General features: G+C 40.0%; 16 protein-coding genes. 12 read left to right on the forward strand and 4 right to left on the reverse strand.

Annotated features, from left to right (window positions below; genetic code table 11):
- Positions 1-623: 623 nt before the first annotated feature.
- The 8 genes from I6E61_RS09760 to I6E61_RS09795 all read left to right on the forward strand — a co-directional run bounded on the left by I6E61_RS09760 (position 624) and on the right by I6E61_RS09795 (position 5867).
- Complete coding sequence (locus tag I6E61_RS09760; protein ID WP_197133988.1) at positions 624-983, forward strand: hypothetical protein; 360 nt, start codon at positions 624-626, stop codon at positions 981-983.
- A gap of 175 nt (positions 984-1158) precedes the next feature.
- Entirely contained in the window at positions 1159-1902 is a 744-nt protein-coding gene (locus tag I6E61_RS09765; RefSeq protein ID WP_197133991.1) for a BLUF domain-containing protein, read from the forward strand.
- 4 nt (positions 1903-1906) lie between these two features.
- Positions 1907-2440 (forward strand): ATP/GTP-binding protein, encoded by a 534-nt coding sequence (locus I6E61_RS09770; protein WP_197133994.1) that lies wholly within the window; start codon positions 1907-1909, stop codon positions 2438-2440.
- Positions 2441-2454: 14 nt separating this feature from the next.
- On the forward strand, positions 2455-2853 hold the full coding sequence (locus I6E61_RS09775; protein ID WP_197133997.1) for a hypothetical protein: 399 nt from the start codon (positions 2455-2457) through the stop codon (positions 2851-2853).
- Between the two features lie 794 nt (positions 2854-3647).
- Positions 3648-4007, forward strand: coding sequence for a hypothetical protein (locus I6E61_RS09780; protein ID WP_197134000.1), 360 nt, complete (start codon positions 3648-3650; stop codon positions 4005-4007).
- A gap of 180 nt (positions 4008-4187) precedes the next feature.
- Positions 4188-4916 carry a BLUF domain-containing protein gene (locus tag I6E61_RS09785; RefSeq protein ID WP_197134003.1) on the forward strand — a complete coding sequence of 243 codons (729 nt, stop codon included), beginning with the start codon at positions 4188-4190 and terminating at the stop codon, positions 4914-4916.
- 4 nt (positions 4917-4920) lie between these two features.
- Positions 4921-5454 carry an ATP/GTP-binding protein gene (locus I6E61_RS09790; protein ID WP_197133994.1) on the forward strand — a complete coding sequence of 178 codons (534 nt, stop codon included), beginning with the start codon at positions 4921-4923 and terminating at the stop codon, positions 5452-5454.
- Positions 5455-5468: 14 nt separating this feature from the next.
- A complete protein-coding gene (locus I6E61_RS09795) occupies positions 5469-5867 on the forward strand; it encodes a hypothetical protein (protein WP_197133997.1) in 399 nt (132 codons plus the stop codon).
- 165 nt (positions 5868-6032) lie between these two features.
- On the opposite strand, the gene I6E61_RS09800 is transcribed toward I6E61_RS09795, so the two are convergent.
- The 3 genes from I6E61_RS09800 to nadR form a co-directional block, all read right to left on the reverse strand.
- On the reverse strand, positions 6033-6479 hold the full coding sequence (locus I6E61_RS09800; protein ID WP_197134006.1) for a DUF962 domain-containing protein: 447 nt from the start codon (positions 6477-6479) through the stop codon (positions 6033-6035).
- Positions 6480-6831: 352 nt separating this feature from the next.
- The gene (gene pnuC / locus I6E61_RS09805; RefSeq protein ID WP_197134009.1) at positions 6832-7563 is read right to left on the reverse strand and encodes a nicotinamide riboside transporter PnuC; all 732 of its coding nucleotides are present in this window, start codon (positions 7561-7563) and stop codon (positions 6832-6834) included.
- 63 nt (positions 7564-7626) lie between these two features.
- Positions 7627-8685 (reverse strand): multifunctional transcriptional regulator/nicotinamide-nucleotide adenylyltransferase/ribosylnicotinamide kinase NadR, encoded by a 1059-nt coding sequence (nadR, locus tag I6E61_RS09810; RefSeq protein WP_197134012.1) that lies wholly within the window; start codon positions 8683-8685, stop codon positions 7627-7629.
- Between the two features lie 530 nt (positions 8686-9215).
- Between nadR and I6E61_RS09815 the strand changes: the two genes are divergently transcribed.
- Positions 9216-9428, forward strand: coding sequence for a PspC domain-containing protein (locus I6E61_RS09815; RefSeq protein ID WP_197134015.1), 213 nt, complete (start codon positions 9216-9218; stop codon positions 9426-9428).
- A 377-nt stretch (positions 9429-9805) separates the two neighbouring features.
- Positions 9806-10744, forward strand: a complete 939-nt coding sequence (gene glyQ, locus I6E61_RS09820; protein WP_197134667.1) for a glycine--tRNA ligase subunit alpha — start codon at positions 9806-9808, stop codon at positions 10742-10744.
- Positions 10745-10746: 2 nt separating this feature from the next.
- Here the strand turns inward: glyQ and I6E61_RS09825 are convergent, their stop codons facing one another.
- Complete coding sequence (locus I6E61_RS09825; protein WP_197134018.1) at positions 10747-11211, reverse strand: hypothetical protein; 465 nt, start codon at positions 11209-11211, stop codon at positions 10747-10749.
- Positions 11212-11330: 119 nt separating this feature from the next.
- Between I6E61_RS09825 and glyS the strand changes: the two genes are divergently transcribed.
- Both glyS and I6E61_RS09835 read left to right on the forward strand, forming a co-directional pair.
- Positions 11331-13430, forward strand: coding sequence for a glycine--tRNA ligase subunit beta (glyS, locus tag I6E61_RS09830; protein ID WP_320158588.1), 2100 nt, complete (start codon positions 11331-11333; stop codon positions 13428-13430).
- Between the two features lie 268 nt (positions 13431-13698).
- Positions 13699-14004, forward strand: coding sequence for a hypothetical protein (locus tag I6E61_RS09835; protein WP_320158585.1), 306 nt, complete (start codon positions 13699-13701; stop codon positions 14002-14004).
- Positions 14005-14025: the final 21 nt, after the last annotated feature.

Raw genomic sequence — 14025 nt, forward strand, 5'->3', positions numbered from 1 at the left:
GTGCCGGTGTTGGATTATTTGCCTTATGCGTTCTTCTGTTATTTGTCTTTGCTATTGACGCTGCTCTTTGGCTTTACGGGAGTAACTATTAGTCGTCGTTTGGATTAGGTATACCATTATTGAATAAAAATCATTCTCTAAATGAAAGTATTTCATTCAGTTTTTCCGATAGGCTTTTGAAGATTGATAATGACTCCTTCGAGAGTACTATCAAAAGAATTATCCTTTCTCATTATTGGCATAAATTAACGCAATAATCGTGTTTATACTGAGTCATAAAGTTGTGACAATCAGATTTTCTATTTCTCCTTATCCAAAGATTTTTACTTGGTTGTGAATATTTCTAATAAACGTGCTTTTAGTTTTAATATGTGTGTATAATAAAATCTACTAATTAATGTTAATTTTTGTAATAAGTATGGTGTGTCATCTGTGCTAATAATAATTAGTTATTGATGTATCACTGCTGTAGGTATCTCAAAATTTAATAGTTGCCTTAAAGCAGTCTAAGGGCTAAGTTAGTTAACTGGTAATTGGATTTTAGTTTAGTATTGTTAAGTAAAGAATATCTTTCAGCGATCAAATTATTTTATTGACCCACAACCACATGGATAGGGAAGAATATGTCAAATATTAATGAGTCTTTACAAGAGTTAATGAGCCTTGATGGCGCTATGGGCGGCTGTATTGTTGACTATATGTCAGGCATGGTGCTGGGTATGACTGGTGGCGGTGTTGACCTAGAACTTGCTGCAGCAGGTAATTCACAAGTGGTAAAAGCGAAAGTTGCTACGATGAAGTCACTGGGTATCAAAGGTGAGATTGATGACATCTTAATCACGTTAGAGTCACAACTTCACATCATCCGTCCTGCTGCCAAGCACGAAGATTTGTTTATCTATTTAGTATTAGACAAGTCAAAAGCTAACCTTGCACTAGCACGTCGTAAAGTACAATCGGTAGAAAACAATTTAGAACTCTAATTTAATTAATGATATGCAAGCCAACGAATGGTTTATCGAAATACTCTTGTTGCTTTTACTCTATCTAAGAGCATTAGCAATAAGATTATATTCGTTAAGTAATACATAACGAATATAATCTTGATGTCCATCACTGATTCAACTGACCCTAGATGCCTTATTAAATGGTGGTAAAATGAAGTGTATTGCATACGTTAGTAGAGCACCTATCAGTAGAGCGTCAGTTCGTGATCATAGTGTTCGTATGCCTACTGGGTTATCAGATATTATTAGCGCCTCTCGTGAACATAACCCCAAGTCGCAAATCACTGGTATCGTCTCTTATCGTGATGGTCAATATTTCCAAGTGCTAGAAGGGCCGCATCTTGAAGTAGATAAGCTCATGGCCAAGATAGCTGCCGACTCCAGGCATGAAGATATTTGGGTCTTTCTTGATACAGGTATTACCGAACGTAGCTTTCCTAATTGGATTGTCAGCGTATTTAATTTTGTGGATCAACGTATTTTCTTTAATGCCTTCGTGGAGAACCATAGATCCATTTTCAATATCTTTGACGACTATCAGAAAAACCGTATTAAATCTTTTATTGATATCAATAAAATTGACACCGTACCTGACATCTATTACCAAGGCAAGAACTTGCGATTGTTGGCATGGCCTGACCTAAATAATGAAAGTAATCCTCAAATGATTATGAGTCTGTGTATCAAGTTGACCAAGAAACCATATCCGTTTGACTTTTTAGTAGACAGTGGCGAGTTTGGCACACCTCAGCAAGTCACACAAATTGTCAAAGAATTTGAACGATCAGGCATATTAAGCGTCACAGAAGCAGAACCAGTGGTCGAGACAGTGGTTAATAAGAAAAAGCCTAATAAATTTTATGGCGCGATCAAAAAATTCTTAGGAATGAGGTAAAAAATTGAACTATCAGAAGCTAGCTATCATTGGTGAAGTGGGTGCCGGAAAAACTCAATTGGTTCAAACACTAAGTGAGATCAGCCCTATCGAGACAGAAGCGAAGTCTAGTATCGATATTGGCAAAGAGTACACCACAGTAGGCATTGATTACGGACGGATCACTCTGTCGGATGACATGGCTTTAGGCATCTATGGCGTACCAGGCCAAGAGCGCTTTTCCTTTTTATGGGAGTTCGTCAACCAGTCATTATGGGGATTACTCATTTTGATTCGCTATGGTGAAACCCCTGATTATGCCAATATGGATAAACTTCTCACCTTCTTTGCCCCAGAAAAAAACGAGACCACTTGTGTTATTGCTATCACCCACTGTGAAGATGCTGACAAAGAGAGCCTATCAGCTCTTGGTCAAGAAATCAGAATCATGTTGATGCAGCACAACGTGGTGGCCCCCGTGATTAACACCGATCCTAGAAGTAGAGAGTCCGCTGTGTCTCTTTTATCGTTATTCAACACTCTTAATAACCAAGACTGATGTTAGGTATGACTATGCCAAATGAAAAATCACCAGCGAAACTAGCACTCTTAAGCCATATCAAGACTTTATGTGACGCCAATAGAGAAATCATATTGGTCAGCCTATGTACCACAGATGGCTTTCCTATCAGCTGCTTCTCAGTCAGCGAGCTTAGCAACCAAGCAGATAAATTTGCAGCGATGAGCAGCACACTATCCTCACTAAGTGATTCGTCTGCAAAGCAAATGAAACAAGGCCAATGCAATATTGCGATTGTTGAAGCCACGTCTGGGAATATATTATTCGTCAAAACAGACTATATTGGTAAGCCTTGCGTGTTGACAGTGGTTGCTCACAATAAGATGGCATTAGCTGAAGCACGATATAAGACCAAGAAACTGATTGGCGAAATCTCTGCTATCAGGGAGTAGGGTGCTGTTTCTGTCTTAAGACAGAGGCAGTCGTATACCTAGTATAGCCACTCTAGTATTTATCGAATCCTAAGATAAAACCCAAAAAGAAAGCGCCTCTCAACTATTAGTTGAGGGGCGCTTTCTTTTTGGGCTTAGATAATGATATCAGTCCTAACTGCTATGATTAAAAGAAAACATTGAGTGTATATTCGAGAAACTAAATAAATGAAGTAATTTGATTGAAAGGAAAGTGAAAGCGCATAATAAGAAAAAAATATGCTTATTTTAAAAAAATTATGAGATAGGGTTGATAACAAAATAATTTTATTGTAATTATCTTGCTCAAGGAATGAGAGTAGTTATCTTTTAGATTTGAAATTTAATCTATATTAGAACTGTTGTAAAAAAACTCATTGGTTTCTATTAATAATAATGACAAAGGTAAGCGATTATTAGTCTAAGAATTGTATTCAGTTTTTAGTTGTGTTTCTTGATTATTTGAATAAAATAATTCAGCGAATTGAAACGTAAATAAGATTCATTTTAAATTAAAAGTTATAAAATATTTTGGGTTTTTATTTTTCTTACCCAGTGGCAGTTATTTGGTTATGAACGGTTAGATGGATGTGATTTATATTCTGATATATAGAGTATAATGGAATCTACCAAGTAATATTAGTATTCTTAATAAATGCCGTACATTATCTGTACTAAGATACATACTTGGTTATTGATATTCTACTATTATGAATATCTCACAAATTTAGCAATACTTTATTGAACCATAACTAACCATATAGATAGGAAGAAGAATGTCAAATATCAATGAGTCTTTACAAGAGTTAATGAGCCTTGATGGCGCTATGGGTGCCTGTATTGTCGACTATATGTCTGGCATGGTACTGGGTATGACTGGTGGCGGTGTTGATTTAGAACTTGCTGCAGCAGGTAACTCACAAGTGGTAAAAGCGAAAGTTGCTACGATGAAGTCACTTGATATCAAAGGTGAGATTGACGATATGTTAATCACGTTAGAGTCACAACTTCACATCATCCGTCCTGCTGCCAAGCACGAAGATTTGTTTATCTATTTGGTATTAGACAAGTCTAAAGCCAACCTTGCGCTAGCACGTCGTAAAGTACAGTCAGTAGAAAAAAATCTAGAAATATAATTTGGTTGGCAATATTTAAGCCAACGAATAGTTTATCAAAACACTCTTGTTGCTTTTACTTGATAGAAGAGCATTAGCAACAAGATTATATTCGTTATATAAACCTATTACATAACGAATGTGATCTCTATATACAACGATGATTTCACTAAACTGGATGTCTTATTAAATGGTGGCAAAATGAAATGTATTGCATACGTCAGTAAAGCGCCAGTTTGTGATCATAGTGTTCGTATGCCGACTGGGTTATCAGATATTATCAGCGCCTCCCGAGAGCATAACCCAAATTCGCAAATCACTGGTATCATCTCTTATCGGGAAGGTCAGTATTTTCAGATATTAGAAGGCCCGCATCTTGAAGTGGATAAACTCATGGCCAAGATAGCTGCCGATCCTAGACATGAAGATATTTGGGTTTTTTTAAACGTACGCATCGCTCAGCGTAGTTTTTTTAATTGGGGTGTCAACATATTTGACTTCGTTGAGCAAGACTCTCTTTTTAATGCTTTCATTGAAAAAAATGGCTCTACTTTAAACAACTTCAATGAATATCAACGTAGCCTTATTAAGCCTTTTATTGATATCGAAAAATCTGACACTGTATCTGATACCTACTATCAAGGCAAGAACTTGCGATTGTTGGCATGGCCTGACCTAAATAATGAAAGTAATCCTCAAATGATTATGAGTCTGTGTATCAAGTTGACCAAGAAACCATATCCGTTTGACTTTTTAGTAGACAGTGGCGAGTTTGGCACACCTCAGCAAGTCACACAAATTGTCAAAGAATTTGAACGATCAGGCATATTAAGCGTCACAGAAGCAGAACCAGTGGTCGAGACAGTGGTTAATAAGAAAAAGCCTAATAAATTTTATGGCGCGATCAAAAAATTCTTAGGAATGAGGTAAAAAATTGAACTATCAGAAGCTAGCTATCATTGGTGAAGTGGGTGCCGGAAAAACTCAATTGGTTCAAACACTAAGTGAGATCAGCCCTATCGAGACAGAAGCGAAGTCTAGTATCGATATTGGCAAAGAGTACACCACAGTAGGCATTGATTACGGACGGATCACTCTGTCGGATGACATGGCTTTAGGCATCTATGGCGTACCAGGCCAAGAGCGCTTTTCCTTTTTATGGGAGTTCGTCAACCAGTCATTATGGGGATTACTCATTTTGATTCGCTATGGTGAAACCCCTGATTATGCCAATATGGATAAACTTCTCACCTTCTTTGCCCCAGAAAAAAACGAGACCACTTGTGTTATTGCTATCACCCACTGTGAAGATGCTGACAAAGAGAGCCTATCAGCTCTTGGTCAAGAAATCAGAATCATGTTGATGCAGCACAACGTGGTGGCCCCCGTGATTAACACCGATCCTAGAAGTAGAGAGTCCGCTGTGTCTCTTTTATCGTTATTCAACACTCTTAATAACCAAGACTGATGTTAGGTATGACTATGCCAAATGAAAAATCACCAGCGAAACTAGCACTCTTAAGCCATATCAAGACTTTATGTGACGCCAATAGAGAAATCATATTGGTCAGCCTATGTACCACAGATGGCTTTCCTATCAGCTGCTTCTCAGTCAGCGAGCTTAGCAACCAAGCAGATAAATTTGCAGCGATGAGCAGCACACTATCCTCACTAAGTGATTCGTCTGCAAAGCAAATGAAACAAGGCCAATGCAATATTGCGATTGTTGAAGCCACGTCTGGGAATATATTATTCGTCAAAACAGACTATATTGGTAAGCCTTGCGTGTTGACAGTGGTTGCTCACAATAAGATGGCATTAGCTGAAGCACGATATAAGACCAAGAAACTGATTGGCGAAATCTCTGCTATCAGGGAGTAGGGTGCTGTTTCTGTCTTAAGACAGAGGCAGTCGTATACCTAGTATAGCCACTCTAGTATTTATCGAATCCTAAGATAAAACCCAAAAAGAAAGCGCCTCTCAACTATTAGTTGGGTGGCGCTTTTTTATAGCTTGAGACGTTGAGATTGAAAATTATGGATTTAGCTAGCTATTCTTACGTTGCATCAAACTATTGGCGACCCACGCTGGCCCAATCAATAAAAACTGTAAGTCTTTAAAGAATGAAGGCTTCTCTCCTTCGATTTTATGACCGATAAACTGTCCAATCCAAGCGACGATGAAGATACCCGCCCACACTTTAAACCCCCACGGTAAGAACGCCATAACAGACAAGCAAATTAAGATAAATATGCCCATTGCTAAAAACAACGGCGTGGATAAGCGTATGTAGAACAATAGTACCAATGCACTAAGCACTAAGGTAAACCACACAGATAGCGACATTCCAACACCTAGTAGACTGACAAAGATGGTAGGAACACATAACCAATGGATTTTTTTGTTGACCAGATTTTGATGACTAATAGAGTACTCGCTGAGCCACTGCTCAAGTGTGCGTTTCGACATTCTCTGCTGCTTAACATGAGCCATACCAACCTCCTTGTTAGTAATTAAAGGAATGGATTGATATTGGCTACCATTTTCATTTTATGTGCCAATATCATTCTTAGTATCAGTTTTATCACTAATTGTGCCAATCTACCATGCTGTCTAATAGACGGCACAGTCAGAAATCATGATGCTATAGTCAATCCTCTGTAAATTGAATACGATGTCAGGCTCGCTTAGTCTACTACTTGTAGCACTTTCACTTGCTCTCCTTGTATCCAAATTATATTGAACCGACTATAACAATATTATGACTAACCCAACTGACCGCATGCTTTTGCTATTCATTTTGAGCGTTTCAGTATTAGTTCAAGGTTAATTCAATGTTAAAAAACTAACCTTGTTCGCTACGATGCCATTCGTAGAGACCGATAAAGGCGTTTACTTGATAAATCATAGTTTGAATCGCAAAAATATAGTTACCAGACATTAAGTTGACGATGAGCCAGACAAAATTTACGATAATCCATAGCCACCAGTTAAATGAATACCGCAAAATCATCGCGGCTTGTGCAGTAATTGAAAGTACAAAGGCAATAACATTAATCCAAAAGAAAGAAATAAACCCTAGAAACAGGCTGCTATCATCTTCTACCACTGCATAACCATAGCTCGCCAATAAATCATTTACCGTAGTGAACAATGCAAGCCCAATGATGATGAAGGCAGCGGTAATCAACCAAACGGCTTTGTTAGCAGCCTTTGGTATCATGTCACCATCAGGATCAGTATGCTTTGACCAATAAAAAATACCGTAGACATGGGTGAAAAAGTTAAAGAGCGGCGCAAGCATTAAGCCCACTGCGCCAGACGTCGCTTGCACGACCACTTCGCCCGCGGTCGCTGCCATGCCTAGACCATTACCCATGACGTTTTTTCGGAATGACAGCGAGACGACGCAGACCAAACCAACAAAAGACACGCCTAAATAAAACATATCGAGCGAGGTATGGTCTGTAGTGAGCCAAAAGCCTGTGGATAGGGCAACCACGCCACAAATGAACCAAGTGACAATCCATTGCATTGCCCATTTTCCGGTGATGTTATCTAATAGCTGAATACGCATAAGGTTTCTTTCCTAAAATGAGAGTTGGTCGCAGCATAGTGATGGATGTTGTTATTTTTTATTTTACGGCTTTTTGCCGTAGATGTATTGATCGATAAATAGCACTGCTTGCTGATAGCGGGCATCGTAGTCTGGCTCATCAATCATATATGGCTCGATATGATGGCGCGCAAATATATCAACCAGTCGTTGTTCAAACCGCCCTCGTGCTTCAGGCGTGCCCAATGAGCGCATACCATCATCAATCCATGGCGTATTGTTATCCAACATAATCGTATGATCTAAACGAAACTCATCGATACAAGCAGCCACAAAAGGGTGAGTACGATTTTCATATTCTTCACAGAATGCCTGTGTGGTGACAAAGTCTGTGTCAACGATTGTGATAGGGGCGGTGGCATTCGCCGTGGCCTCTCGGATAGCTTGAGCATGGTGTAGGGCAATGGGCCCATAATCCTTATATTGCAACCCAACCTCGCTACCACCCAAGTCTGTGCCGACATACAGCCGCCCCATTTCTAATGCAAAGCTGGCACCATAATAATTAGCAAGCTTATGTATTAAGGTTGTTTTGCCTGAGCTTTCACCACCGACGATAGCGACGGTTTTGGTATAGTCACCACGAGCTTGCGGATGAATGGCTGACCAATGCGCTACCGGATCACGAGCAATCGCATAAGAGTCAAACTCAGGCTGTAGTGGGGTCGTGACCACACGCAAAAGTAACTGGTCTTGAATGTCATTTCGCGTGAGTGGATGGTCGTCAGCCATAAATAATATCGTCTCTGCTGATAGTGATAAGGCGTCCATTAAACGTTGCATTTTGGTATTGCTAGCAGGCACATTGATAGTGACATCATCATTGGTACTATAGAGGTGTTCGTGCAGCGGCAGCTCGATTTCATGAGTGGTGTGAATATGAATAAATGGTAAGTCAGCACAGGCCATCTGTAGCCAGCGTGCTTTGTCCTGTAGGGTAATCGTGAAATTTGGATGCGGTGATGGGTGTGCCATAATGACGATATGCAACGTCTTTGCCTGTCCTGCCGCATACAATATACTACGCATCTGCCCCAAATGTAGAGGTTCAAAATGTCCAATCATTAAGCCCGTCTCGTACATAGTTATCCTTATTTTGGCTTTATATTTATTTTATTCTTTTGACTTGTACCTACTGATATAAGTTTGACTATATAAAGGTTTTAGTCGATTTGCAGGTAGGTTATTGTAAACACAAGTTTGATGCAGAAATTTATATAGATTACTTGTCTTTCTAGAAGATAATTAGTGATCAGTTTTATGCTAATCAAGCTAAATTTTACCAGCTTTATTACTACATAAATAATGCTTATCTATTTGATAGTATTAAAAAAGCCCAAGCAGATGAATTATTGGCGTAAGGTTTTAGCAATAAATCTAGCTTTGAAACATTTTGAAATAATTATTTAAAATCAGGGGCTTAGGTGCTCTTATGACAGATTAGGGCAAGCTTAGGTATCATAAACTCACAAAGTACTGCTACATCTTCAACAGATGAGAGCTAGATAGTTGATATACTTATTCGTAAGTCAAGAGGGCTAAATAGCATTTTGATTGAATATAGCAAATAAGTATAAAAAAATAAGAAAACAAACAATAGAGAGGTATTTGATTTGGCTAAGTTAGCGAAATTACATCGCTCACAGAACAACCGTATGATAGCAGGAGTGATGGGCGGCGTTGCAGAATATGTCGGTTGGTCACCAACTTGGGTGAGAGTACTGTTCGTCATTATTTCATCATTGAGTGCAGCCGTACCAGGTATCTTAATCTATATCATTTTATGGATAATAATGCCCAAAGCAACAAGTGCATCATATCAATAAATTATCTTGAAGATTTAAAGCTACACTTTGAAAATCAAAGTTTAACTAAAAAATAAAAAGCCTGATCAATCAGGATTCCAAAGACATACTTTTCCTCCTGCCCAGATGCTCGCGCATCTGGGTATTTTTTTATCTATTAACTTATTGATGCTTATGGCTTCAGTTTGATTATAAATGAGCCATATAACAGGGTTTTTATCGCTGAGATATAAATTTAGTTAAGGTAAATATGGATAAAATAGTCAATTTTTAGTAAGGTGAGCAGACAAATAGAGTCGTTGCCGAATAGGCTGTACGAGTGCTATCAACGTTTTATTTATTAATACTAATTCCATAGTGATTTTATTATGACATCCCAAGCGAAAAACTCTCAACCGATGACTTTTCAAGATCTGATCTTAACCTTACAAAACTATTGGGCCGACAAAGGCTGCGTTATCTTGCAGCCTTATGATATGGAAGTTGGCGCAGGTACTTTTCATACGGCGACATTTTTGCGTTCGTTAGGTCCTGAGCGTTGGAATGCTGCCTATGTACAGCCATCTCGTCGTCCTACGGATGGGCGCTATGGTGACAACCCAAACCGCTTGCAGCATTATTATCAATTCCAAGTCGTGTTAAAGCCGAATCCACCTAATATCCAAGAGCTATATTTAGATTCCCTAAGAGCTATTGGTATCGATCCATTGGTGCATGATGTGCGTTTTGTCGAAGACAACTGGGAGTCGCCAACGTTAGGTGCGTGGGGACTTGGTTGGGAGATTTGGCTAAACGGTATGGAAGTGACGCAGTTTACGTACTTCCAACAAGTAGGCGGCATTGAGTGTTTCCCAGTGACTGGCGAAATCACTTATGGTCTTGAGCGCTTGGCGATGTATGTGCAAGGCGTCGATAGCGTTTATGATTTGGTGTGGGCAGATGGTGAATTTGGTCGTGTTACTTATGGCGATGTCTTTCATCAAAACGAAGTGGAGCAGTCTACCTATAACTTTGAGCACGCTGATGTGCCAATGATGGGTCAGATGTTTGATTTCTATGAGCAGCAAGCGGATAAATTGGTGGCTGAAGGTTTACCATTACCAGCCTATGAGATGGTACTAAAAGCCTCGCATGCCTTTAACTTGCTAGATGCTCGCGGTGCTATTTCAGTGACCGAGCGTCAGCGTTTCATCTTACGCGTGCGTACGCTTGCTCGTAAGGTTGCCATTGGTTATGTCGAAGCTCGTGCCAAATTGGGCTTCCCATTGGCGGACGAAGCCCATCGTCAGGCAGCACTCGATAAGTATTTGCCAAAAGAAGATGGTGAAGATAAGTAGTTTTAATTACAGACACTAGTCTTAGGCACTCGATCATTATCGGATACCATGTCATTGAGTGCTTTAAGTTTAGTAATAGAGATTTGAAACTGACCGTTGCTAGGTTGCTTTTTATTTGTAAATTGCTCCCATACAAGCGAACCTGAGCCATTATATATTTCCTCAAATGTACCATTTGGCATTATTTTAATAATAATTGCATGTTCAGGTTCACTTCGAAAGGCAACAGATTTAGATTGAGTGGCTTTTATCTCAACTTTCAAACCGTCTTTCGTTATAGCGTCGTAGCCTTTGTTACTTGCAGCTAATAGTTCTAGCTCGTAAGCATCTGCTACCAAGCATTCACCTAAGCTACCTACTAAATGACCATCTGGAGTAAAGTGTCGACCAGGAAACATTTTTTCCAATTCGTTGACAGTATTGTAAAGTTGTTTGACTAGAGTTTGCAGCTTGTCATGATTTATCATAAATGGTTCCAAAACATAAAAAATAGTGTTCCACAATAATATGATTAACTGCTGATTACCATGATTTGGTTATAATCTACTCAATTTTTAAATATATATGAAATTCTTAATAAATCGAGATTACCATGAGTACTATTCTATTTGAATTGGGGTGTGAAGAACTGCCTCCAAAAAGCCTAAAACCACTACGTGACGCGCTACAAGCTAGTGTCACTGAGCAATTGAACGAAGCAGAAATCAGTTTCGATAGTATCAAAGCTTTTGCTGCACCGCGCCGTTTAGCGCTACAAATTCAGGGCATTGGTGATAAGCAGCCGGATCGCAGTGAGCAAAAACGCGGCCCAGCGATTAAAGCTGCCTTTGATGCTGATGGCAATCCAACACGTGCAGCGATGGGGTTTGCCAAAGGTTTGGGTATTGAGGCCAGTGAGCTGATAACGATTAACACCGATAAAGGTGATTATGTCGGTTATGAGCAAACCATTCAGGGTCAAGCGACCACTGAATTGCTACCAGCTATTTTTCAAACGGCGCTTGATAAATTACCGATTGCCAAGCGTATGCGCGCGGGTAGCAGCCGTAATGAATTCGTGCGTCCGGTACAGTGGGCAGTATTGATGCAAGATAGCACTGTCATCGATACCACTATCCAAGGTCATCAGACGGGTACACAAACTCGTGGACATCGCTTCCACAGCCCTGATTACCATAATATTGCTCATGCTAATGACTATGAAGAATTACTAAGTGGTTTGAAGGTAGTTGCTGATTTTGATAAGCGTCAAATGCTCATTAAAAACCAAGTTAAAGCATTAGCGGATGAAGTCAACTCAGATGCCATCGTACCGCAGGCATTGTTAGATGAAGTGACAGCGTTGGTTGATTTCCCCATTGCTTTACGTGCAAGCTTTGAGGCGCGCTTCTTACAAGTGCCGCAAGAAGCACTTATCTCTACTATGCAAGCCGATCAAAAGTATTTTTGCCTGACAGATAAAGAGGGCAAGCTACAGCCTTACTTTATCTTTATTACCAATATTGAGTCAAAGGACCCGAACCAAATCATTGAAGGTAATGAAAAGGTTGTGCGTCCACGTTTGGCCGATGCAGAGTTTTTCTTCTTACAAGATCAAAAGCAGCCGTTGTTTGCACTGACAGAAAGTCTCAAAAACCGTGTATTCCAAGACAAATTGGGTACAATCTGGGAGAAGTCTGAGCGTATAGCCAAGCTTGCTGCATTTATCGCTGCCTTGATGCAACAGCAAGGTCAGCAGATTAGTATCGATGAAACGGTACGTGCTGGTATTTTGTCCAAAGCGGATTTGGCAAGTTCATTGGTTGGTGAGTATCCAGAGTTGCAAGGTATCGCTGGTACTTATTATGCGCGCCTAAATAATGAACCTGAAGCAGTAGCGACCAGTTTAGAAGAGCAATATTTGCCCAAATTCAGTGGTGATGTATTGCCACAGACCCCTATTGGTATTTGCTTAGCATTGGCGGATCGTTTGGACACGCTGGTTGGTATTTTTGCGATTGATCAAGCACCAACTGGTTCAAAAGACCCATTCAGCTTACGTCGCTCAGCCATTGGTATTTTGCGTATTCTCATCGAAAAGCAGTTACCGATTAATTTAGTAGCGCTCGTTGAGCAGGCGATTAAGAACTATACGACAGAGGAAGGCAGCAAGATAGCCAAAATGGGCGATACCTTTACCCAAGTTATAGCATTCTTGAACTCGCGCTATCGTGCGATGTATACTGAGCAAGGCGTTAGCGTTGATACGATTCAGGCTGTACAAGCCATTAACCCGCATATGCCGCTTGATTTTGATCAGCGTATTCGTGCAGTGCAGGCATTTAGCGAGTTGTCACAAGCGTCAATGCTAGCCGATTCGAACAAACGTGTTGCCAATATTTTGGCCAAGTCAGAAGTGAGCGTGGCTGATAATGTCGATGAGACGCTATTGTCTGAGTCTGCTGAGCAAAATCTGTATGCGAGTGTGCAGCAAGCGCAAACGGCGGTGCAACCATTACTCGAGCAGGCTGACTATACGCAAGTATTGCAAACGCTTGCCAGTCTAGACGAGCCGTTGACGCAATTCTTTGACAATGTGATGGTCAATAATGAGGATGTTGCGCTAAAGAACAATCGCTTAGCATTGCTCAAGCAAGTTCGCGCCTTGTTCTTAACTGTGGCTGATATCAGCGAGTTGCAGTTATAAGTTCTGCCAACACATAATCGTTAATTTTGATGCAAAAACCTGGCCTATCGTGGCCAGGTTTTTCTGTTATAGAACAGCGTCATTAATTGACACGATTGTTTAGTGAATTTATTCAGAAATTCAGCGTAATCAGTAATTAAACTGCAAAGGCATTGTGTTATCGTTATTATTGACGGTAAAATTTATATTATTAAAACGTGTTGAATAGTCATTAGCTTATTAGCTCTTTTTATTCCTCGCGTGAAACTATACTCGAAGGAGCACTGCCGTGTTTGCCGTTATTATTGTTATCCTCATTATTTGGGCATCGATGTGGGCTTTTTATAGGTTTATGTACCCACGAGCACCCAAAAGCATGATGCCGAAAAAAGGCGACGTCACCACACCGCGCCAATGTAATTTTTGTGGCAATAGTCTGGCAGAATATCGCGGTGTACTCGAAAATCTTCAGACTACGCCGAGTTCAACTGATGATAGCAACAGTGTTATCAAAACCAATCAAGACTTGTTTTTTTGCAATTATGAGCACCAAGCTGATTTTCATGCCGGTAAGACTTATGGTGCCGATGACTAAGTAGATAGGTTTTGTTTCAAG

The organism is Psychrobacter sp. NZS113, from assembly GCF_015864825.1.
In the GTDB taxonomy this organism is placed as follows: domain Bacteria; phylum Pseudomonadota; class Gammaproteobacteria; order Pseudomonadales; family Moraxellaceae; genus Psychrobacter.

Excerpts from the sequence above, each read along its gene's own strand:
- I6E61_RS09785 (WP_197134003.1), top strand. The coding sequence starts at position 4,188 with ATGAAATGTATTGCATACGTCAGTAAAGCGCCAGTTTGTGATCATAGT.
- I6E61_RS09765 (WP_197133991.1), top strand. The coding sequence starts at position 1,159 with ATGAAGTGTATTGCATACGTTAGTAGAGCACCTATCAGTAGAGCGTCA.
- I6E61_RS09795 (WP_197133997.1), top strand. The coding sequence starts at position 5,469 with ATGCCAAATGAAAAATCACCAGCGAAACTAGCACTCTTAAGCCATATC.
- nadR (WP_197134012.1), bottom strand. The coding sequence starts at position 8,685 with ATGTACGAGACGGGCTTAATGATTGGACATTTTGAACCTCTACATTTG.
- I6E61_RS09760 (WP_197133988.1), top strand. The coding sequence starts at position 624 with ATGTCAAATATTAATGAGTCTTTACAAGAGTTAATGAGCCTTGATGGC.
- I6E61_RS09825 (WP_197134018.1), bottom strand. The coding sequence starts at position 11,211 with ATGATAAATCATGACAAGCTGCAAACTCTAGTCAAACAACTTTACAAT.
- I6E61_RS09800 (WP_197134006.1), bottom strand. The coding sequence starts at position 6,479 with ATGGCTCATGTTAAGCAGCAGAGAATGTCGAAACGCACACTTGAGCAG.
- I6E61_RS09775 (WP_197133997.1), top strand. The coding sequence starts at position 2,455 with ATGCCAAATGAAAAATCACCAGCGAAACTAGCACTCTTAAGCCATATC.
- glyQ (WP_197134667.1), top strand. The coding sequence starts at position 9,806 with ATGACTTTTCAAGATCTGATCTTAACCTTACAAAACTATTGGGCCGAC.
- pnuC (WP_197134009.1), bottom strand. The coding sequence starts at position 7,563 with ATGCGTATTCAGCTATTAGATAACATCACCGGAAAATGGGCAATGCAA.
- I6E61_RS09780 (WP_197134000.1), top strand. The coding sequence starts at position 3,648 with ATGTCAAATATCAATGAGTCTTTACAAGAGTTAATGAGCCTTGATGGC.